The sequence below is a fragment of the Vibrio sp. 10N.261.55.A7 genome (assembly GCF_002877365.1).
In the GTDB taxonomy this organism is placed as follows: Bacteria; Pseudomonadota; Gammaproteobacteria; order Enterobacterales; family Vibrionaceae; genus Vibrio.
In genome coordinates, this window is record NZ_MCWZ01000278.1 from 27,438 (window position 1) to 48,569 (window position 21,132).

A 21,132-nucleotide genomic window follows, 5' to 3' on the forward strand; every position below is an offset into this window, starting at 1 on the left:
GGATAGGTAGCCCAATGCCAAAGATCAGTGATTGGAAGATTATCGCCACCGAAGGGCCAACCGTAGACGGGCGAAAAATTCAGAGAGACTGGATTACCCAAATGGCGGAAAGCTATTCACTTGACCATTCCCCAGCAATGATTTGGCCAGAGCATCGTAGATTTAGTGGTTTTGGTGCGAATTGGGGGCGAGTGGTTGAAGTTAAAGCCGAAGAGCAAGGTGGAAAACTGCGTCTCTTTGCAAAGCTCCTCCCTAATCAATACCTACTGGAAGCAAACAAGCTAGGTCAAAAGCTATTCACCTCAATAGAACCTGAACCTGACTTTCAGGGTGAAGGGCGTTGCTACTTGATGGGCCTAGCTGTGACTGACTCCCCAGCCTCCACAGGTACTTCGCTCCTTCAGTTTAACCGCCAACAAGGCGAAACCACTCAACTTGAATGCAGTCATTTAGAAGAGATTGATCTGGATGAGTGCTTCACCCGCACAGAAAAGTTTATGTCTGTGTGCAAAGAGTTTTTCTCATCTGGCGATGATGAGCCAGAAACTCCATCAATAGCAGAGGACACCGATGTGACCGAAGAGCAACTCAAGGCAGCCTTGCGAGCGCAGTTCAGCGTTTTCAAAGGTGAGCTAAAACAAGAGCTGACGGACGAACTTAAACAAGAGTTCGCGCAGCAAGAGGGTGGCGAACTAGAAACGCCAGATGTGAAGCCAGAAGGTGCAACCGTAGAACAGTTCTCTGCTGCATTAACTGAGCAACTAAAGCCTTTAACAGAGCAAGTAAAAGAGCTTGAAACTAAGTTCAATTCTCTTGTTAACGACGAAGCGCCAGAGCAGCGCCCAGATGCATCGGGTGGTTCAGGTAACACTATGGAGGTTGCATAATGCTGAATGCTATTTCTACTAAGTATCTTGAAGAATATTGCCAAGCACTAGCGAGCGCTAACGCAGTTGTGGACGTGTCTAAGCAGTTCAATATATCTCCTCCAATGGAAACAAAACTGCGCCAAGGCATTCTCCAATCTGTTGGGTTCCTAAGCATGATTGCCATGCTTACGGTAGACCAAATAAAAGGACAAGTTGTCGATGTTGGTGACAGTGGCTTAGTCACGGGTCGTAAGCAAAACGACCGTTTCTATGCCGAACTCGGTCAAAATGGGCATACCTATGAGCTTACTGAAACTGATTCGGGCGCATTTATTAACTGGCAAACAATGACACAGTGGGCGAACTCGGGCAGTAAAGGTGAGTGGGCAAAGCTGATGAACAATGCCATTACTCGTAACTTCGGGTTAGACATTCTTCGAATTGGTTTTCATGGCACTAGCATTGCGAGTGGCGATACAGATCCAAGTACAAACCCGCTAGGTCAAGATGTGAACAAAGGTTGGCTGACAATCGTTAAAGAAAAAGCAGCAGGACAAGTTTTATCGTCAGCCGTGCTTGACCCTACAGGGCAAGCGGAAGACTCCTACAAAAACCTTGATTCTCTAGCAAACGATTTGGAAAACACGACGATTCACGAAGTATTCCAAGGTGATGAAGACTTGGTTGTGCTGGTTGGCCGAGATCTTGTTGCTGCAGAGCAGCACCGCTTATTGGAGTCGGCTAATACACCTACTGAACATAAAGCGGCTCAAAGCCTCGCGAAGACAATCAATGGTCGTAAAGCGTACACACCTCCTTATTTCCCTCCCAAAGCAATGTGGATTACCACGCTGAAGAACTTGCAAGTGCTCACGCAGAAGGGGACACAGTGGCGTAAATCACGCAATGAAGAAGACCGCAAACGATTTGAAACATCTTATTTGCGTATGGAAGGTTACGCGGTTGGTCGCTTTGAGAAGTTCGCTGCTATCGAAGCCGTCACCATCGCTGCCCCAGTACCTGTAGCGTAACTAATCCTTAGCATCAGTAACAACAACTAACCAAGAAAGGAAACAGCATGGGAAGCCCATTGAAACGCCAACGTGATGCCATTCTTGAACGCATCGCCAACAACACCAAATCGGTAGCCCATGTTGATTCCGTGAGTGGAGAACTCTCGGCATCTTCAAACAGCTTGCACATTGCACTGGTTGAGTTTGAGCAAGACAAACTCGCCCTAAAAGAACTTGCCTCTATCTCGCAAAAAATAGACCACAAACGTTCGGTATTGATTCCTAAATATCAACCAATGGTGGAAGCCTACCTAGAGTCAGGCGAAAACTACGAAAACCCAATGTTCAGCGACCTGATCGTATGGTTATTCGATGTAGAAGAATTTGAAACGGCAATGGCCTGGTGTGAGCAAGCCATTGCAAGCAACATCCCAACACCTGAACGATTCAAATGCGCGTGGCCAACCTTCGTGGTTCGCAGCGTCTTTGAATGGGCAGAAAAGCAATACAAGCTTGGACAATCATTTCAGCCTTATTACGACATTGTGGATGAAAAGCTAGAAAGCAAAGAATGGGAAGTACCCGAAAAGCAGTATGGCCCTTGGCTTAAATTCGCTGCGTACGCATTGATCACCAATGACGATGGCAAAGTAAAACCTAGCCACATTGGCAAAGTAGAAGACCTAGAAAAAGCCCAAGCCTTGATGGAAAAAGCCCGAAATGTGTACATCAAAGTTGGGGTAGACACCAAGTTAGGCGAAGTAAAAGCCCGAATTAAAGCCTTACAAACAGGTAATAACCTGTAACCGACTCCTACGCCGCCGAGCCTCGGCTGGCGAGGGTGCAACCGCTTTTAACCTTTTCTAAGAGAAAGCAAGTTGTTAACCCGTCGACCCAGTGGCTAGAGGCTCACTTATTTAAAGGAAAGCGCAATGTTCAACGGCTCAGGCAGCGATTACCAAGACACCACCATCACCAATGATGGCTTTTGGCCTGATTTGAATGTCGGTGACTTTGAACGTCGTCGCGGCACACCGCCTGCGCAAGATGATGACCGCATCGCCTTTGCATTAACCAATGCCATTTCATCATGCAATATCGACCTCACCAGGTTGAAGCAGCGCTATGTAGAAGCAGGTCACGACAAAGCCGAAAACATACCGGCTTACCCGATGATTGAATTGAAAAACCAAGTCGTTATTCAATACGAAGCTGCGGTATTCGCCAGAGCTAAAGCCGATTTACTGCCTGATTTTTCTACCGTGACCACTCGAAAAGAAGGTGATCACCTTGCCGAACGCGCAGATGAAACCAAGCAAGAGCTATTGGCTGAATGCACGCGCATTATTCGCAACATGTACGGCAAAGGCCGCGCAAGTGTGGCCTTGATATGAGCAGCACTGAGTTGAGCAACCAAGAAACCACACCGCAATATCAAGCCGGTTACAAGCTACGCGACTTAAAAGCGTTTCTCTCTCAAATATTGGGCGAAAAAATTGCCAAGTTGATGACCACCGAAATGCATGAAATTGAACTCGTACTTTCGACGAATTTCATGGGTAACGGCAGCTTTGAAATTATGACCCAACGCTATAAAGCCGAGCTCTATTTTGACCGCTTCCCGTATCAAGATTATGACCCAGCGGTACTGTTCGCCAACGTTGCTGCTTGGCTGATGGATAACGACAGCTCACGCGAAGAAAACCTTAGCGAACTGCCAGACCCAGAAATCGAAATCGTACTGGAAGACAACAACAAAAGCGCAGAAGTGATCATCGAAGTCATGCTTGAAGAACCTGTGAAAGTGATTGAAGACCCACAAGGGCCAATCTACTGGCGTGGAAAGCAGTACCGGATTGAAGAACACGAGATTTGGATAGCCGAGAAGTTGAAAGATGTTGTGCTCATAAAAGATGAAGCGTTTGACAATGCTCCAGGTTAAAGCCGACGAACGCAGCTTTTTAAGAGCCAAAGAGCAAATTGAACTTTTGATGCTCGACAGAAAAACCAGAACAAGATTGTACAGAAAATTAGGCGCTCAACTTGTAAAGAAGACCAAAGCGAACATTCGAGCTCAGCGAAACCCAGATGGCAGCCCTTGGAAAAAGCGCAAGAACGGCAAGAAGAAAGTACTACAAGGCTTTACCCGAAAAGTTAAGCACTTTCAGAAAAACAGTAATCGCGATCTATATGTGGGTTGGCCATCAGCCCGAGGCCGAGTGGCACGTCAGCACCATTATGGAATTGCAGAAAGAAGTGGCTTGAGTAAACGAAGACGACAAGCTGCAAGAAACAAAGAGCCCAAAAAGACAGACAAGGCCACTAGAGAACAAGCCAAACAGCTTCGTGATTTAGGTTTTCGACTTAAACCAGAAGGCAGGCAAAAAAGGGGCAAGAAGCCCACGTTGAAATGGATGACCGAACACATGACGGTTGGCCAAGCAGCCAAAACAATTCAAGAGTTGGAAAACAAAACGCCAGCGCGTGATTGGCAAATTGAAAGACCAGAACGACAACTGATCGGCATTAGCCCAAAACGAATGGCAATGATGATCAAAAAAGAACTTAACCGAAACAGGAGCAGCTAACATGGCATGGCCAACCGTTACCATCATTATTCAAAACCTTATGCAAGGGCCGATTGGTGTGCTCGACAGACATTTCCTATACGTAGGCTATGGCACTGTTTCGGGTGATAACCGCCCTTTGTACCTTGTTGATTCCACCTCAGACCTTGATGAAGACCTTAAAACCGCCTCACCTGAGTATCTAGCCAACGTGAAAGCGGCGCAGCTGAATGCCAAACAGAACTGGACAGGTGGCGTACTCATCTTGAACGAGGGCGACAACTGGCAAGACTACGTAAAAATCGCCAACGAAGTCTCAAGCTTTGAGGGCATGGTGATCCATATCCCTGCCACTGATAAAGCCTTTCTCGAAAGCGCCATTGCTTTGCGCACAGAACTTAAAGCGCAACTGGGCCGCGAAACCTTTGTGATGGCGAGAACGCCTGCCATTGATGCAACGGCAGAAACTGGGAAAACATGGGAAACGTGGATTGCAGACACCGTGACGATCCCCAAAGACGTGGCGAGTGAATACATCACCGTGGTACCTACCGTTCATAAATCGTTAGACACCCTAGGCAAATACGCAGGCCGATTGGCGAATGGTGAAGTATCCATTGCTGATTCCCCTGCGCGTGTCATGACGGGCAGCGTTCTTGGCCTGACTGAATTCTTAAAAGACAAAGATGGCAAGAGCCTACAACTCTCGCACCTAAAAGCTCTTGAAACAGCGCGGTTCTCTGTGCCAATGGATTACCCAGACTATCCAGGTCAATACTGGACAACGGGCAACACACTCGATGTGCCAGGCGGTGATTTTCAAGACATTCGCCACATTCGCGTGGCAATGAAAGCAGCCCGTTTTGTTCGAGTTCGTGCGATTGCTCGAATTGGTGATCGTAAGTTCAATTCAACCCCTGCTTCAACCGAAGCGGCCAAGAATTACTTTTCTCAAGACCTACGCAGCATGGCGTTAACGGGTGACCCTGGTGAAATCTTACCGCCAGAAGAAGACGACATCAGCATCAAGTGGGTGACCAACCAAGAAGTCGAAATTGGCATGAAAGTTCAACCGTATGACTGCCCTGTGAAAATCACCGTGTACATCACCATCAAACCGAAGGAGTTCATCTAATGAGCCGTATTTCAGGACGTAATTTTTCAAACAGCATTCTGGGTGAGTTTGTTCAGGTTGAATCGCTAACGCTCACTATTACTGACGAAAGTGAAACGGCATACAGTGGTGGCGTTCCCGATGGTCATACTGACGGCAAAGTGAGCGCAGAAGTGGAACTGGAACTCACCGCCAAGTACTTCAAAGTTGTACATAACGCGGCTAAGTCTGCGGGTAGCTATCGCGATCTCCCACTCGACGACATCGTTTGTTATGCCAATACAGGCGACGAAGAGAAGAAAGTCGAAGCTTTTGGTGTGAAGTGGAAAGTACAGGACATTCTAAACATCGACCCGTCCAGTACTGATGCATCGAAGTTCAAAATGTCCGGCTTAGTGACTAGCCCATTGTTCGTGAAAATTGATGGTGTCTCTTACCTCAGCACGAGCGACACGCAGCACATCATCTAAGCGTATGCACTAACTAAGGACAGAAGATGACAGATTTACTCGACCACGCAAGCGGCTTGGAAACTCAATTCACAGAAGTGGCATTAGCGACTCAACTGAAAAGAGCCAGCCAGAACGCCAACAAAATCAGCGCACATAAGTGCAATGAGTGTGGCGAGAAAATACCGCAGGCACGACGAGAAGCAAGCCAAGGCTGTGACTACTGCATTCACTGCCAAGCATTAGCCGATAAGGGGCTTTTATGATGAAAGAGTGGTTCGACAAACTGACCAACGCGTTTGTTTACATCATGTCTTTGTTTGGAATGACCATCAGCAAGATGTCGTATGAGCAGTGGTATTTCACCCTCTCGTTATTGTTGGGCCTCATCGCTCTTGGTTTGAATGTTTGGCACAAACGCCAAATGCAAAAAATTGCCTCTGAAAAGGGAGTCACCATCAATGAAACTGACTAACAAAATAATTTGCTCTGTTGCCGCCGTTATTGGCCTAGTAACAGGTAGCGCCGTTTTAAATTCGCAACCCGTTGGTGAGGTCGTCATTCAAAATGAAGTGGTGACCACACTACGTGTTAGCCCAATGGCATTAGAGATCATCGGCAACGCAGAAGGGTGCCGAAAAAGCCCCTATGTTTGCCCCGCAGGATTAGTGACTAATGGCATTGGCAACACACAATTTTCACCTAATGAAACCGTGAGTCATGAGCAAATAGCCAAAGACTGGGTGAAGAATATTGCCAACGCGGAAAAATGCGTTCGCAAAGCCGAACAAACCAGTGGCGTAACTATGACCCAAGGCCAGTTCGACGCCTTTACTTCGTTTGCATTTAATACGGGCTGTACTCGATTTAGGCGTAACCCGAATCAAACCAGTACCCAAATTTATAAACACATACTGACGGGTAATTACCAAAACGCTTGTGACCAATTACCTAGATGGGTGTATGGCGGTGGAGTAAAGCTGCCAGGGCTAATAACCCGACGAGGGCTAGAACATGATCGCTGCCATCAAGTGGATTAAGTGGGGTTCACTTGCCTTAGTGCTACTTGCGCTCGCGGTGTTGTGGATGAAGCTCGAAACGTCAGACGCCAAGCGAGAAACCGCAGAACACAAACTGGCAAGCGCATTAACAGCCAATTTGGTGAGTCAAACCACTATTGAAACGCTCACCACAGACAACGAAGCCATGAACCGCTTGCTGGTTAATCGCGAGCGACAAAGCCAACAGGCCAAGAAGGTGCTGCAAGATGAAATCGAGCAACTGCAACAGCAAATGGAAAACATTGAGTGTGACATTCCTATTGATGTTACTGAGCGGTTGCGGCAGCCGTATTGAACCCGTAGAAACTCGAGTGATCGTGAAACTGCCACCTGCAGGGCTAATTGTTCCGTGTGAAAAACCTGCCGTTCGTGGCACATGGCCTGAAGTGGTCACCGAAGACATACCGAAATTAAAAGCCGCACTCAGTGAATGCGCTGAACAACCCGAACAATATTTTCAATGGCGTGCTCAGCATGAAGCGCGTCAATCACTTTCTATAAATGAACAGCAAATCAAAGGACAAGACCATGAGTAAAACCCCAGCATTCACAGCAAAACCAGTTGTTCTAACGATTGGCGAAACTGACTTTACGTTTACGCCTGGTGTAATTGAGGCGAACAACTATTCCAATGAGGTGATGCCAGACAACAAGGTTGTGCCTGCATACAACTACCTAACACGCAGTGTGAAGTCTGAGCAAAAAGACGAACTCATAGCGCTGCTTGATACTGTGCCGCATTTAGTCATGGAGCTGTACGGCATGGTGAGCAGTAACGCCAAAGGCGACATTGTTATCACCCTAAAAAACTAACTAAGCGGGTTGAAAGCATCGAAAGTAATGGAGTCGAACAAGCTTTCACCCTGCGACAGCACTACTTTCCCAACGGGGAAGACGATGAACAAACCCTAGCCAGAGCCATATGGCTAGACAAACGAGAACAAAAGCGCACAGAAGTAGCGGTGCAAAACGCGATAGCGAATCTATTCAGTAAGAAGTGACGAGTATTCAATGGACCAGAAGCTATTAATGCAAATGAGCCTGATTGATCAGGTAACCAAGCCCTTGCAAGGCATCACGAAAGAGATGACCAACGCATCGGATCTTGGAAAAAAAGGCGTTCAAAATGTCGGGATGGGTGCCGCTGGTATCGTCGCGGCAGGTGTCGCCGTTCAAAACGCATTAATGCCAGCCATTGAAATGGATAGAAAGCTCGGTGAAGTGGCATCGCTTGGGGTGGTAGAAGATGATTTAAAAATGCTGTCTAAAACCGCCCTTATAACCTCGGCCAAATATGGTAAATCGGCCACAGAAATGATTGCTGCTTCTTACGATATTAAATCAGCGTTTGGAGACATTAACGGGAATGAACTCGCTGACATAACCAAAAGTTCAGCCGTTCTAGCCTATGCGACCAAAGCCGATGCCGCCACCATTACCAACTACATGGGCACCATGTACGGAATATTCAAAAATTCTGCAGATGAAATGGGCACTGGCATATGGTCGAAACAAGTAGCTGGAATGACCGCCCAATCGGTTGAAATGTTCAAAACCACAGGGGCAGGCATGAGCAGCGCTTTCACCAGTGTTGGGGCGAATGCAACCGCAGCAGGAATTGCCATGGAAGAACAAATGGCAATTCTTGGCACACTCCAATCCACCATGAGTGGTAGCGAAGCAGGTACTAAGTATCGAGCGTTCTTAGGGGGCGTAGCTAAAGCGCAAGACGACTTAGGCTTAAGCTTTACCGATAGTCATGGGCAAATGCTGCCTATGCTCGACATATTGCAAGAGCTGAAAGGCAAATATGGTGAAACGTTAAGCGTGGCGGAATCTGCCGAGTTAGACAAAGCCTTTGGCACCAAAGAAGCCACAGCCATGATCAAACTATTAATGGCTGATACTGATGGCTTAGCGTCTAGCATTGATACCCTTGGCCAAGTACAAGGTATGAGCAAAGCTGAAGAGATGGCCGCAAGTATGACCGACCAATGGGAGCGACTCCAATCCACTTGGTTCGCTGTTCGTGCTGCCGTATTTGGTGCCGTTCTTCCTTCCATTAATGCCTTAGTCGGAGGACTCGCCGACGGCATGATGTGGTTAACAGGTTGGACTGAACAATTCCCATGGTTAACCGAACTGCTTGGGTATGCTGCCATCGCAGCCCTTTCATTGGGTGGCGTTGTTGCCGGTCTTTCGTTAGCGATGGGTATTGGCCAAATGGTGGCAGGCGGTTGGGCCGTGACGTTAGGGGTTTTGAAAAGTGTATTAGTCCTCACTCGCTTTGCATCACTAGGGCTAATTAACGGAATTTACATGTTGGGTGCAGCGTTATTGGCTACACCTATCGGGTGGTTCTTTTTGGCATTAGGGGCTGCAATCGCAGGAGTTGCCTATTTCTGGGATGATCTCAAAGCCTCCTTTGGTGACACCGCTGTATTCAAATTCTTGTCAGACACCATTGATTGGGTGATCGACAAACTCAACATGATACCGGGCATTGATATTGACCTAAGCAGTTCAGGCAGCCCAGAACTTGAAGCGGCAACCGTAGTTCAAGAAATAGAACGCAAGCCATTGCCAACTGCCGAAGAGTTTATGGCGCCTTCTCAAATGAAAAGTAACGCGCAGTTGCCACCGCAAATGGTGCAGAACCTGACCGCACAACCAACAACCCAAATGGGCAGCCAAACCCACATTGGTGAAGTCAACATTTCAACGGAAGGTGGATTCACCCCAGAACAGATGGGTGAGTGGGAGGAACTCAGTGCCGGATAAAGCGCATATCGACATCAAAGTCATTGAGGGTGGCTGGAACATGGACGCAGGCCAACAAGCCGAGCAAGCCAGCGATCTCTATTCCATCGCCCAAGACATTAAACACCGCATTATGGAATCGGGCTTGGCCCGTATGTTAGTGGCCGAGCGTAACCCAACGTTACGGGCTGATGTGTTAGTGCAAATAGAACAAAAAGCGGAACAAGACGAACGAGTCATACCTGGAACCGTCACGGCCAGTGAGGTTTATGGCCTTGACCGAGAAAGCCTAACCGTTCAACTCACAGGCCAAGCTTATGACTATGAAGAAAGCATCAATATTGAGGTGACCCCATGAGCCAACGCCCAACCGTTGATTTTGTCGATGTTCTTAAACAAGAGGGCATTCCAACCACAGAAGAAGCGTTGACTTCGCAACTTGAAGACGATGTAGAAGCGGCAGGCAGCAACATATCAAATGACTCGGACATGAGCCCGTTTTGGCGTTGGGTTAAATCAGCCGTTGTAGCGCCTGTTTATTACCTCATCAACACCGTTCTAGCACTGCATGTATTGCCCAATATGTACGTGGCAACCGCAGCCCGTTGGGGTTTAGAGCTGAAAGCATGGGAGCTAGACGTAGAGCCGAAGGCAGCCGTGAAAATGCAAGGTGGCGTTACATTAACCAAGGCCAATATTGATGATGATACAACCGTAGATGCAGGCATTACCATTCAAAGCCCACCCATTGACGGTGTGGTGTATCGGCTGTTCGTGCTTGAGCAAACTGTTATTCCTGCAGGGCAATTAACTGGCTTTGTGCCATGTATTGCTGAATTGGAAGGGCAAGCGTTCAACCTTGCAGCAGGGTATTACAGCGTGGTCCCCGAAGAGATAAGCGGCATTGTTTCTGCCGAGAATAAGCCTGATTACATCACCACATTAGGCGCAGATATTGAAGCCGATGACGAATTAGCGCTTCGCTTACAAAATGCCTATACCAGTTCAGGCGCTTGGCATATTGATGATGTGTATCGCTCTATCATTGCCAGTGTGGCAGGGATTCGCAGTGACAACGTGTTCTTTCAAAATACGGGGCATATTACACCAGGTACTGCGAACGCTTACATTTTGATGGAAGTCGGCCAAACCCCTCAATCCATTTTGAATGACCTGAATACTCACATCATGACCAATGGTCACCACGGGCATGGTGATGTGCTTACGTGTACAGCCATTCCAGATAAGTCGGTGACCATGAAAGCCGAAGTGGTTTTGGTATCGGTGATGGAAGACCAAACCAAAGCAGCCGCACTGGCCGAGGTTGAAAACCGCATTCGCGCTGTATTTCGTGAGTCCGCCGCTTACCCTAAGATGACCCGAACGCGACCGCAAAGCCGTTTTTCCCTGTCGAAACTGGGCAGTGAAATTCATACCGATTTGGCAGACGTTGAGTCGGTTCGTTTTACCGTTGATGGTCAGGTGCAAGAAGACATCATTTCTGTGCTAGAGCAACCGCGCCTAGAGAGCCTGACCATTGAAGAGGTGAGTGAATGAATATTCCTGATTTCTTACAAGACAAGATGATCAAAATAGCACTGCCATGGTGGCAAGACGGTGAAACCATCCCCGATGAGAAGAAAGAACCCTACTGGCTAACGCTAGGCGTTCAACGCTTCTTCAACCGTGTGTATCAGTGGATGCTTTACCCAATCGGCCAAGCAGATGCCCTGACTTGCAGCATGTCACTACTCAATGTGATGGCGTGGGACAGAGACATTGTTCGTTTCAACGGTGAGCCTTTAGAGCTTTACCGAAAGCGTGTGAAATACGCCGCCATTAATGCCAAAGACGCAGGCAGCGTGGCAGGGTTTATTCGCATATTTGAACGCCTTGGTGTGGGTATTGTCGATTTCAAAGAACGCCAAGACCCAATTGAGTGGGATGTTTGCACCATTGAACTGACCGACAGCGACATGGCCAACGATGCCCAACTGGTTCAAACCCTAATTGAACAATACGGGCGTACCTGCAGGCGCTACCGCTTTGAAGTGAGTTACCCATCAGAACTATTGATAAACCACGGCCAGTTTGGTCACGTGTTTGTGATGTATTCAGCCGGTGACTCAAACCTAAAAACAGAACTAGAGCAGCTACCGCTACCAATTATGCATAGCCATCAACTTTATAGCGTCGCTATGGCAGAGCAAGACCAATGACCCAAACAGCCTTACCACTAGAATTTGAAACCTACATGCGAAATCAGGTTGCAGTGGGTGAGCCCACCGACATGAACGAGATGGTGTTCGCCTACATTCCTGATCTTGACCCAGGTACGCCCATTGACCGAACGCAAGGCTTACCCGACCCAGCACTTTGGGTGTATCAGCAAAACATGGATCAGGTGGGTAAGTTAGGTGACAACGCCTTGGTGCATTCCGTGGTCATTGTCAATGATGTCGAAGAGTTCACGTTCAATGCCATTTATATGCACGACAAAACCACACCTAAATCATGCGGAATGGTGGTGCATACAGCCGACCAAACTAAGCTGCTAGGGCAGGCGTTAACCAAGTCTCTCATGCATCAATATTTGGGCGCGGCAAATATTGCCAATATCACCATTGATGCTGCCACTTGGCAAATTGACTATTCAGCACGAATGAACGGGGTAGACGAAGACCACCGCTTAGCCTGCTTAGATAACTACGGCCACACCGCGTTTGTCGATGGCTTTGACGTAGAGCGCCAAGGTGACCCAACCAAATATAAGGTAACCCCAGGTGTGGTTTACATCGGTGGCCTTCGCGCTGTTCTGGCTGACGAGCAGATGCTCACTATCACCAATTACCCAAACGGTATTTACGTGGACGTGTACCGAGACGGCAGCCCCACATCTAAATGGGTTAACTACGTTGAACTTAAAGTGTCTCAAACCCCATTAGCTGATTACATTGATGGCAGTGGCAAGCAGCATTATGTGGCTAGATTGGCTGGGCTGGATGATGGGGGATTAGTGGAGGATTGGCGCAGCTTTGCGGTTCGCCCAAGTGAAACCCAAGTTCAAAACCGCTTGTTGGGCAACCAAAACTTTAATGTAGCTGGTAAAGACGGTCACCCGATACCAAGTTCTACCCAATACACCTACCCAGCAGGGCAAGAAATTACAGCAGGTATTTTGGCATTCACGGAATGTGTGATTACCAAAACAGGCAAAGAGCTATCAGGAACAGGAACCTACCGACGCACCATTGATGGTGAATTCCCAGATGACTACTTTGGGGTGAAGCGACTCGACAACACCCAAGACCAAACGGGCGTTTCGTTAACGATTGAAACAGGTAATACCCACATTGATGTGAATTTAGCTGACGCAGGTGCGCACATGTTCCCTGGTGTAAGTGAAGTACAAGGGATTTGGCCAAGTTTAGGGGATGAAGTGTCACTCGAGTCTAGTTACATTTTGCTAATGAGATCAAGAGCCACAAAGAATGTAACAGCAGATCGTGCGCTTGATGTGCCAGAAAGGAATGATACAGGGGTTGAGATATTCGTATCAATCTATCTAGGCGCGGCCGCCGGAATTGGTGATACATTTACGTTAGAGGTTGATGGTGTTGAGGCTGCAACAGGATTATATTCTAACGGCTCATCTTGCATATCCTACCCAATCCCTAACAATTCTACATATGAATTAAAATCAACAGGAAAAACGGGCCCTGTAGCTTGGAGGGAACTAAGGTGATGAAACATTATATAAATGACGAAACAGGTGAGGTAAAGGGCTTTATTTTCGAAGGCGCTAGACCAATGACAGAAAAAGAGTGGTCGGAGTACAGAAACCAGCCTCTAACAGCCGAACAACTCGCACAAGCCAGACAGTCAGAAATGGTCTCTGAACTTAACTGGTGTGACTTACAGCTAAAACTTCACGCAAGCTCAGACCGCCGAGCACTGGCCACACTCGATGATATCCACACCTACGCGAGAGCTTGTCGAGACCATGTCCGCGATGTTGATAAAGATGGTACCTTAGAGATTGTTGGCGAGCAGCCAGTAAGACCAGAGTAAGGGCTAGATAATGACCCCAATCACGTGGCCAACCAACGCCCAAACCATTCAAACCCGTGCTGAAACGGTCACCGACCAAATTGGCACTGAAATGAATAATGCATTAAGCCGGTTAACAACACTTGAAAGTGACGCCGATTATGGGCGTCACCCATTAAGCGTGGAAGCGGGGGTATTGAATGGGCTTCGTGATGATCTCAATAGTTTGATTCAACAAGGTACCGTCATTTCTGCCACGCCTTATCAATACGAAGTCGGTCAAAAGTTGGAATCTGGTTATTACCTTACCCCTAATAATGCCCGTGACACCTTGACCGCCAAACTACGTGATCAAACAGATACCCATAGGTCAGTTGGTTATCTTCACTGTATAGCGGTGATGTTAAGCGCTTCGAATAAAGAAAGCTTTGCGACTAGCCTTTCAAGTATTACCCAGATGTTTACCTTGCCAGATTGGATGCAAACAAGCCGCCAAGCTATCGCACTGACAACTCATGAACGTGACAAACTGCATGTGCCTTCGCCCATTATTCAGCCGCGCTTTAAACCCAAAGCCACAGTGAATGCTCTGCCACTTTACGACTACGAACGCCATCAAGCCGCGCAAATTGCCACTTTGGAATCGTTAGCCAGTGATGCAACGAACGTGATCGGTAAACTCAGTGCACTAGCAATAAAACGAGCGAACGTTATGGCCAAGCTAAAAGCCGACATCAACGCACTAAAAACCTTGCAGGGCAGTGTTTGGGCGGTGAAATTCTCAGGTACACCAGAAAGTATTGCGACCCAACTGCAAAACACGGCCATGCCTAATACCCATCAGCACACCATCATGAGCCTGATGTTAAGCCATGAGCCGCTGACGTTTTTCGAACAACTACTCAATGCGGGGTAATGAAAATGCTATCACTCGACGGTGAGCTGTTACCGCTTCAAAACCTCAAAGTAAACTGCTCTAAGCAATTCAAAGCCAAAGACATGAGTGGTCAATCTTCATCTACGGCTTCATCAGAGCAGGGCGAAAAAGGTGTGAAGGTAGATGTATCGGGCACCATCGCTTTCAAAAATGAAGTTCAGCTAACTCGTTTGTATGAACTGTTCTCGATGAAACAAGATAACGGTGATCGAAAGATATTCCGCATTGGTAACCGAGACGCCAAGTTATACAAAATTCGTGAAGTGAAGTTTGAAGGCAAACTGTCGTCTGAATCTCATGATCGGCTATTGGCTTGGGTAATTAGCTTTTCACTCAGAGAGCAAAATTCAGCCGCCGAACAAAAAGAGATTCGCGCCCGTGAGCAAAGTAGCCCAGCTCAAACAGAAAACAATGCCCACGCTCAAGCCCTAAAAGACGCAGACGAGGCGCTTAACTAAATAAGGGAACGCATGAAGCTAGAAAAACGCCTGTTCGTCGGTGGGGAAGAAGTCACATTGGCAACCAACCAAGTTAGCTTACTTCACACCATTGGCAGCTCTGCCATTTTTACCTATCAGCATGAAACGAAGCCTCAACGATTTGGCTCTGTTCGATTTGATATTGGCTACGATGAGAGCACCAAGCTGTGGTTTGAAGGCACCATTGACAAGGTGTACCCAAGCACAAACGGCAGCCATAAAATACTGGTGAAAGAGCACTGCGCGATATTATCAAAGCGTTGGCCTGTTTCTATTGAACACCCGACCATGCGCGATGTTTTGAATTATTTGGGTAAGCAAGTTGGCCTAAGCTTCGTGCTGCCAGAGAACGCCAGTTATATCGACAAACAAATCCCTAATTTCACTTCTCAAGGCACGGGTTATCAGTGTCTAAAAGCCATAGGCAAAGCCTTCAATGTGCCTGATTTCATTTGGTTTCAAAACACAGACCAAACCGTGTATGTCGGTGCATTTGAGCACAGCCGATTCTTTGATAAGAACGTGACACTGCCTCAAGAACTCACCATCAAACAAGCGGGGAATGCCATCACCTTTGCGCCGTTCCCAATGTTAAGGCCAGGGGCCATCGTCAATGGCAAACGAGTGAAACGCATTGACCTAATTAACGACGAGATGACCGTGACTTGGGAGGAGAGCCAAACCGAGCAGTCACCCAAGCGAAAAGAAATGATGAAAGAGTTCCCAGAGCTTGCAGCAGGGCATCACCTTCCACGTTTTGGGCAAATCAAAGCGGTGCGTGATGAATCTACATCAGGCCAAATCAATGACCCGTTTCGCCCTCGCCATGCCGTTGATGTGCAGTTACTAACCGACAACATGCAAGTGGATACCAAAGTGCCGTTGTATAAATCCATTCCTTTGCCGATCACAATGGTCGGCCATGAAGCTGGCGTGTTGGGTTACCCGCTAGAAGGTACCATTGTTGAAATTGCCTTCGCTTATGGCCGTAACGATTTACCCATTATTCGCGCTATTTACGGCAGAGAGTTCGCACTGCCAACCATAGAGCCAGGTGAACAACTGCAACAGCAACGCGAAGAAGTATCAAAGCGAGTTGACCCTGCAGGCAATACCATCGAACAGACAGACCAACAACAAAACCAAAAAGCCTACCGAAAGCACGACGAAGCCACACATTACCAAGGTGAATTAGGTTCGCACACACTCAATATTTCAGAGCACAGCTTAGAGAACATCATAGGCAAAAAGCTCATTGAAGCATTGGGCGCTATTGAATTACTGGCAGGCGACAACATAGAACTTGGAACACTTGGCAATATGCACACCGCATCAGCCGGTGATCTCATCGAAACCATTGGTAAGGTACGCCGAAGCATTGCTGCCGATCATCAATGGATGCAAGCCCCAAAGACATGGATAGGTTCGAAAGAAGAAAATGTGCTGATATTACTCTCTGAATTGATGCAGGTAGTAAAAGAACTGGCCGATACATTGGCAAGCCACACGCATGGTGGAATACTCGCTGGCACAGCTTCAACCAAAGCACCGAATCAAGCCAGCGCTATCACTGGCCATGGTGGTGACAGTGGGGAGCTAAAAGGACGGGTGGATGGGATTACCAAAAAGTCCTAAGAAAAATATGAATAGGACTTTTAGCGCATTTAACTCAAACTATAGAAGATCATTACTTCCATATTTATCAACTAAATTATTAAAGACGGAGCGTTCTTTGAGTTCATTTTTCAGGAAGTGAATTGGATATATGATCGATGATAGAAAGACTAAAACCGCAATAATCCAAAATGATTCGAACTTCACATTGAGCAAGTTAGCAGCAAAACCACCAATAATCGAAAATATAACAAGTAATCCCCCTAGGATATAAAGAGAATTTATAATCGAGAAACGCTTTGGTAGCTTGTCGTTACTAGCGTAGGTTTCTCCGTTTTCCATTTTTATTGACGCTACGAACCAACCCGCTGGCTTCTTCAGCATGTTTATAGTCATTTCACCACCTTGTTTCATCGCTGGTTCAAGATGATTATCAAATAGAACGGGCCCGTATCGTTTATCATTAAACTTTATGAATGAGACGGTGTTCATATTATTGCTATTTCCGAGAATAACCTTTCCAGATGAAATACTTTCCAAAATGCCTTTTTCTTCTACTACTTTCATAATACTACCGATTGAATTTCTATGAATATATAACCAATACAGATGCTTGCATATATTGTAACGGCGAGTAGGTTTGGTATTGAAAAGTGTGAGGAATGTTGAATGTGAATGCTTTAACTTTGAGGAAACCCTATTTTTCGTCACAAGTTGATTACATAATCAATGCATTAATAAATTACCAATGGCTACAAGCCCCAAAGACATGGATAGGCTCAAAAGACGAAAATGTGCTGATATTACTCTCTGAATTGATACTGGTAGTAAAAGAACTGGCCGATACATTGGCAAGCCACACACATGGTGGAATACTCGCTGGCACAGCTTCAACCAAAGCACCGAATCAAGCCAGCGCTATTACTGGCCACGGTGGTGATAGTGGGGAGCTTAAGGGAAGGCTGGACCCAATTACCAAGACCTAACCACCAAAGCTTACCCAATCAAGCGCAGCCCTAACAGCTGCGCTTTCTTATGCCTATTGCACACCATCTGCCATGCACTCCACAAAGCTCACCGAATCGACCCATCCACCCACCGAATCGGCGCTCCTCCACACCCGCCTGCGATGTTTTTGGGCCCTTTTTTGTGCACTTTTGGAGATGCGCAATATCGGTAGGGGTAGCCCATACCCAAACCAAGCACGAAACCTTATCCAACAAAGGCTCTCAGCCACGCTTTAAGCCCCACAAAACACAGTGAAAGCCATCAAATAAAATTTCAATCAATGATCTGTTTTGAAAAAAACAGGCATCTAAGGATCAATTTGGAAATGGGCGATATTGTTAACTAACTGATTTATATGTATTTGTGTTGATTGGGTCATATTTTTAATGATCAGAATGGATAAACTAAAGATCGCATGAATAAGCCATAAACCCATATCCCGCATAGGCTACACACCTATTTCTTCACTTAGGCGTTTTTTCAAAATTGAAAATTCGAACAATGAACGCAGTTTGGCAAAATCACTTGGTTATAATGGGGTTATAGAACCAATAATCCCCAAGTATCGATGAAAAAATCTAGGAAAGTAGAAGCGGAACTAGTTGAGTTCCATTGTACAGAGTGCGAGAAGGGAGTTTTTAGAGTGGACACCAAACGCAAAGTTATTCAAACGGCTCCGGCGCAATGGCCACATATCTGTACCAACTGCAATTATGAATGTTACTTCGCTTATCCATATCCGATGGTTAGATTTAAAGAACAAGACTTCGTGTTGGCAAAACATGTGCGTTAAGTGAGCGATGTTAAAAGTCATCGCCACTTTATCGCCATTGATATGCTGTAGGGATTTTTAATGAATATAAGTTTTTGTTTTAAATGAATTTAATTTTACCTCAAGGAGGTACTTATGTTTCAATTCATGACATCGACTCGAATCATTTTTGGAGAGGGGGCTTTACAATCATCATTATCAGTACTTAACCAATTTGGTTACAGTGTTTTATTGGTCACAGGGAAAGATCAGTCTCGTTCTGCTCCGCTACTTTCTTACCTTAAGTCCCAGAATATGCGCTATCAGCATGTCAGCATTTCAGGTGAGCCGAATATCACCATGATTGAGGAAACCTCTGTCGTTGGGCGGAAATTCAAACCCGATATGGTGGTGAGTATTGGCGGCGGCAGTGTCATTGATATGGGAAAGGCACTTGCTGCCATTATTCCTAATCAAGGAAGCGTTTATGACTATGTCGAAGTCGTGGGTCGAAATGTACCTTTAAAAACTAAACCTCTCCCATTTATCGCCATTCCCACAACCGCTAGTACTGGTTCTGAAGTGACTCGAAACGCAGTGCTTCGCTCAGGACAAGATAAAGTAAAAGTGAGTCTACGTAGCCCCGAAATGTTAGCCGATGTCGCGATTGTTGATCCCACATTAACGTATGGAACCGACCCTTATACATCCGGTAGAGGTGCGATGGATGTCTTTACCCATCTAATGGAGGCGTATGTCTGTGGAGACCCAAACCCATTAACGGATATGGTGTGTGAAGAGGGGTTAAGGAAGCTCTCTGGTGCGGTGATTGCTGCCTGTCGTCATGATGACTCTTCAGCAAGGGCTGATCTCTCATTTGCCGCTATGTTAGGGGGAATGGCAATTACGAATGCGAAGCTGGGTGCCGCCCATGGCCTTGCTTCTGCGTTAGGTGGCAAGCTTAATGCTCCACACAGTGTTATAACGGGTCAACTTGCACCGTTCGTGATGAAAGAAAATATAAAGGTGGCCAAAGAGTATGGGCGTCAGGATGTTTTACAGCGTTACATGCGACTCGCACAGATCGTAACAGGACGCACAAATGTGCATGTTGAAGACGGGGTTTTATGGGTGAGAATGATGCTTGATAAGCTTGAATTGCCAAAACTGAGTGAGTTCGGTGTTTGTTCAACCTCTTTTGAAGACGTTGCCGAAGATGCACTTATGTCGAATGCTATTAAAGGAAACCCTTTACCGCTCACCAAGGAGCGACTGACTTACATTCTAAATCAAGTATGTAGTTGCTCTTCAATGTGCAACGAGGAACATTTAGAGCGCGTTAGCAGTGTTGAAATCATGTCTGACCCGTTAGAGGAAAATCAAATCTGACGGCGGTTGTTAAGTTGAAAATAAAAACGGAGCTCAGCGCTCCGTTTTTATTATTGGTATTGACTTAATTTATCAAACCGCGAGTCTTTTAATGCATCTTTAACTCGTCGTAGGTTCTCTCTGAAGCCTGTACCGCGACGTAGCGTAAAGCCAGTTGCGAGTACATCAATCACTGTCATTTGTACTACACGACTGGCCATAGGCATGTAGACGTCGGTGTCTTCAGGAACATCGAGCGTAATAGAGAGAGAGCTTGCTTTATCAAGTGGCGAATCTTTCGCTGTGATCGAAATAACGGTCGCGCCATTCTCACGAGCTAAATGCGCAATCTCAACCAAGCTTTTTGTTCGACCAGTATGAGAAACCAGCACGATGACATCATTGTCTGAGCTGTTGATACAGCTCATGCGCTGCATGACGACATCTTCGAAACAAGTAATAGGGATGTTGAAACGAATAAACTTATTCTGTGCGTCTTTAGCCACGGCTGATGAAGCGCCTAGTCCAAAGAATGAAATTCGTTTAGCTTGCGTTAAAAGATCAACGGCACGATTTACTTGCATCGAATCTAAGCTATTTTTGGCCACATCAAGGCAAGCCATCGTCGATTCAAAGATTTTGTGGGTATAGGCGTCAGGTCCGTCATCTTCTTCAACATTACGATTAACGTAAGGTGTTCCATTTGCAAGGCTTTGAGCCAAGTGCAGCTTGAAGTCTGGAAAACCCTTAGTATCTAGTCGGCGACAGAATCGATTAACGGTTGGTTCACTTACATCGGCCATTTTGGCAAGCGTAGCAATACTAGAGTGAATAGCAGTTTGTGGTGAAGCCATGATGACCTCAGCTACTTTACGCTCTGATTTGCTGAAATTTTCTAGATTTTTTTGAATTTTTTCTAATGTATTCATAGTGTTCACGAGGGCTAGAGAACAACTCGCTGATATTTTTTTAACTCAACGGTAATGTGTAAAGTTAAGGTTAAAAATAAAGCTCAGCGCCATAAAATTAGTATAAACCTAAGCAAAAGGTTTACCTGTGAGCAATTGGTGAGAATATGACAAACCTCAAACT

General features: G+C 46.4%; 26 protein-coding genes and 1 pseudogene. 25 read left to right on the plus strand and 2 right to left on the minus strand.

The annotated features are described in order from the left end of the window. Nucleotides 1–14 precede the first annotated feature (14 nt). The 23 genes from BCU12_RS12990 to BCU12_RS13100 all read left to right on the plus strand — a co-directional run bounded on the left by BCU12_RS12990 (nucleotide 15) and on the right by BCU12_RS13100 (nucleotide 16,934). Nucleotides 15–887: a GPO family capsid scaffolding protein gene (locus tag BCU12_RS12990; protein ID WP_102404672.1), complete on the plus strand. Its 873-nt coding sequence runs from the start codon at nucleotides 15–17 to the stop codon at nucleotides 885–887. Then, nucleotides 887–1,900, plus strand: a complete 1,014-nt coding sequence (locus BCU12_RS12995; RefSeq protein WP_102404673.1) for a phage major capsid protein, P2 family — start codon at nucleotides 887–889, stop codon at nucleotides 1,898–1,900. The genes BCU12_RS12990 and BCU12_RS12995 overlap by 1 nt, the downstream gene beginning before the upstream one ends. Before the next feature lie 47 nt (nucleotides 1,901–1,947). Beyond that, on the plus strand, nucleotides 1,948–2,688 hold the full coding sequence (gpM, locus tag BCU12_RS13000; RefSeq protein ID WP_102404674.1) for a phage terminase small subunit: 741 nt from the start codon (nucleotides 1,948–1,950) through the stop codon (nucleotides 2,686–2,688). 126 nt (nucleotides 2,689–2,814) lie between these two features. Then, nucleotides 2,815–3,276, plus strand: a complete 462-nt coding sequence (locus BCU12_RS13005; protein WP_102404675.1) for a head completion/stabilization protein — start codon at nucleotides 2,815–2,817, stop codon at nucleotides 3,274–3,276. Continuing rightward, nucleotides 3,273–3,824: a phage tail protein gene (locus BCU12_RS13010; protein ID WP_102404676.1), complete on the plus strand. Its 552-nt coding sequence runs from the start codon at nucleotides 3,273–3,275 to the stop codon at nucleotides 3,822–3,824. The genes BCU12_RS13005 and BCU12_RS13010 overlap by 4 nt, the downstream gene beginning before the upstream one ends. Further along, nucleotides 3,811–4,470, plus strand: a complete 660-nt coding sequence (locus BCU12_RS13015) for a phage virion morphogenesis protein (RefSeq protein WP_102404677.1) — start codon at nucleotides 3,811–3,813, stop codon at nucleotides 4,468–4,470. Before BCU12_RS13010 ends, BCU12_RS13015 begins: the two co-directional genes overlap by 14 nt. Nucleotide 4,471: 1 nt before the next feature. Further along, nucleotides 4,472–5,584, plus strand: coding sequence for a DUF2586 domain-containing protein (locus BCU12_RS13020; RefSeq protein WP_102404678.1), 1,113 nt, complete (start codon nucleotides 4,472–4,474; stop codon nucleotides 5,582–5,584). Further along, nucleotides 5,584–6,033 carry a phage protein gene (locus BCU12_RS13025; protein WP_102404679.1) on the plus strand — a complete coding sequence of 150 codons (450 nt, stop codon included), beginning with the start codon at nucleotides 5,584–5,586 and terminating at the stop codon, nucleotides 6,031–6,033. Before BCU12_RS13020 ends, BCU12_RS13025 begins: the two co-directional genes overlap by 1 nt. Nucleotides 6,034–6,059: 26 nt before the next feature. After that, nucleotides 6,060–6,278, plus strand: a complete 219-nt coding sequence (locus BCU12_RS13030; protein ID WP_102404680.1) for a TraR/DksA C4-type zinc finger protein — start codon at nucleotides 6,060–6,062, stop codon at nucleotides 6,276–6,278. Continuing rightward, complete coding sequence (locus tag BCU12_RS13035; RefSeq protein WP_102404681.1) at nucleotides 6,275–6,487, plus strand: hypothetical protein; 213 nt, start codon at nucleotides 6,275–6,277, stop codon at nucleotides 6,485–6,487. The genes BCU12_RS13030 and BCU12_RS13035 overlap by 4 nt, the downstream gene beginning before the upstream one ends. Next, nucleotides 6,474–7,052, plus strand: a complete 579-nt coding sequence (locus BCU12_RS13040; RefSeq protein ID WP_102404682.1) for a lysozyme — start codon at nucleotides 6,474–6,476, stop codon at nucleotides 7,050–7,052. Before BCU12_RS13035 ends, BCU12_RS13040 begins: the two co-directional genes overlap by 14 nt. Then, nucleotides 7,027–7,368: a hypothetical protein gene (locus tag BCU12_RS13045; protein ID WP_102404683.1), complete on the plus strand. Its 342-nt coding sequence runs from the start codon at nucleotides 7,027–7,029 to the stop codon at nucleotides 7,366–7,368. The genes BCU12_RS13040 and BCU12_RS13045 overlap by 26 nt, the downstream gene beginning before the upstream one ends. Before the next feature lie 22 nt (nucleotides 7,369–7,390). Continuing rightward, nucleotides 7,391–7,609 (plus strand): hypothetical protein, encoded by a 219-nt coding sequence (locus BCU12_RS13050; protein ID WP_241909830.1) that lies wholly within the window; start codon nucleotides 7,391–7,393, stop codon nucleotides 7,607–7,609. Continuing rightward, entirely contained in the window at nucleotides 7,602–7,886 is a 285-nt protein-coding gene (locus BCU12_RS13055) for a putative phage tail assembly chaperone (RefSeq protein WP_102404685.1), read from the plus strand. The genes BCU12_RS13050 and BCU12_RS13055 overlap by 8 nt, the downstream gene beginning before the upstream one ends. A gap of 198 nt (nucleotides 7,887–8,084) precedes the next feature. Next, complete coding sequence (locus BCU12_RS13060; protein WP_102404686.1) at nucleotides 8,085–9,854, plus strand: phage tail tape measure protein; 1,770 nt, start codon at nucleotides 8,085–8,087, stop codon at nucleotides 9,852–9,854. Further along, nucleotides 9,844–10,191 (plus strand): DUF2590 family protein, encoded by a 348-nt coding sequence (locus BCU12_RS13065; RefSeq protein WP_102404687.1) that lies wholly within the window; start codon nucleotides 9,844–9,846, stop codon nucleotides 10,189–10,191. Before BCU12_RS13060 ends, BCU12_RS13065 begins: the two co-directional genes overlap by 11 nt. Next, nucleotides 10,188–11,390: a baseplate J/gp47 family protein gene (locus BCU12_RS13070; protein ID WP_102404688.1), complete on the plus strand. Its 1,203-nt coding sequence runs from the start codon at nucleotides 10,188–10,190 to the stop codon at nucleotides 11,388–11,390. Before BCU12_RS13065 ends, BCU12_RS13070 begins: the two co-directional genes overlap by 4 nt. Beyond that, nucleotides 11,387–12,052: a phage tail protein gene (locus BCU12_RS13075; RefSeq protein WP_102404689.1), complete on the plus strand. Its 666-nt coding sequence runs from the start codon at nucleotides 11,387–11,389 to the stop codon at nucleotides 12,050–12,052. The genes BCU12_RS13070 and BCU12_RS13075 overlap by 4 nt, the downstream gene beginning before the upstream one ends. Beyond that, nucleotides 12,049–13,578, plus strand: a complete 1,530-nt coding sequence (locus BCU12_RS13080) for a phage tail protein (protein ID WP_102404690.1) — start codon at nucleotides 12,049–12,051, stop codon at nucleotides 13,576–13,578. The genes BCU12_RS13075 and BCU12_RS13080 overlap by 4 nt, the downstream gene beginning before the upstream one ends. After that, nucleotides 13,578–13,904 (plus strand): hypothetical protein, encoded by a 327-nt coding sequence (locus BCU12_RS13085; protein ID WP_102404691.1) that lies wholly within the window; start codon nucleotides 13,578–13,580, stop codon nucleotides 13,902–13,904. The genes BCU12_RS13080 and BCU12_RS13085 overlap by 1 nt, the downstream gene beginning before the upstream one ends. Nucleotides 13,905–13,914: 10 nt before the next feature. Next, nucleotides 13,915–14,799 (plus strand): hypothetical protein, encoded by an 885-nt coding sequence (locus BCU12_RS13090; protein ID WP_102404692.1) that lies wholly within the window; start codon nucleotides 13,915–13,917, stop codon nucleotides 14,797–14,799. Then, nucleotides 14,799–15,278, plus strand: coding sequence for a DNA-binding protein (locus BCU12_RS13095; protein ID WP_241909831.1), 480 nt, complete (start codon nucleotides 14,799–14,801; stop codon nucleotides 15,276–15,278). Before BCU12_RS13090 ends, BCU12_RS13095 begins: the two co-directional genes overlap by 1 nt. A 12-nt stretch (nucleotides 15,279–15,290) precedes the next feature. After that, nucleotides 15,291–16,934: a hypothetical protein gene (locus BCU12_RS13100; protein ID WP_102404693.1), complete on the plus strand. Its 1,644-nt coding sequence runs from the start codon at nucleotides 15,291–15,293 to the stop codon at nucleotides 16,932–16,934. Nucleotides 16,935–16,973: 39 nt separating this feature from the next. Here the strand turns inward: BCU12_RS13100 and BCU12_RS13105 are convergent, their stop codons facing one another. After that, nucleotides 16,974–17,480: a hypothetical protein gene (locus BCU12_RS13105; protein WP_102404694.1), complete on the minus strand. Its 507-nt coding sequence runs from the start codon at nucleotides 17,478–17,480 to the stop codon at nucleotides 16,974–16,976. Nucleotides 17,481–17,656: 176 nt separating this feature from the next. On the opposite strand from BCU12_RS13105, the pseudogene BCU12_RS13110 reads away from it, so the two are divergent. Both BCU12_RS13110 and BCU12_RS13115 read left to right on the plus strand, forming a co-directional pair. Further along, nucleotides 17,657–17,899 (plus strand): annotated as a pseudogene (locus BCU12_RS13110) (hypothetical protein); the annotation flags it as partial. 929 nt (nucleotides 17,900–18,828) lie between these two features. After that, on the plus strand, nucleotides 18,829–20,061 hold the full coding sequence (locus BCU12_RS13115; protein ID WP_102404695.1) for an iron-containing alcohol dehydrogenase: 1,233 nt from the start codon (nucleotides 18,829–18,831) through the stop codon (nucleotides 20,059–20,061). A gap of 50 nt (nucleotides 20,062–20,111) precedes the next feature. Here the strand turns inward: BCU12_RS13115 and BCU12_RS13120 are convergent, their stop codons facing one another. Beyond that, nucleotides 20,112–20,969: a MurR/RpiR family transcriptional regulator gene (locus BCU12_RS13120; RefSeq protein ID WP_102404696.1), complete on the minus strand. Its 858-nt coding sequence runs from the start codon at nucleotides 20,967–20,969 to the stop codon at nucleotides 20,112–20,114. Between the last annotated feature and the right edge of the window lie 163 nt (nucleotides 20,970–21,132).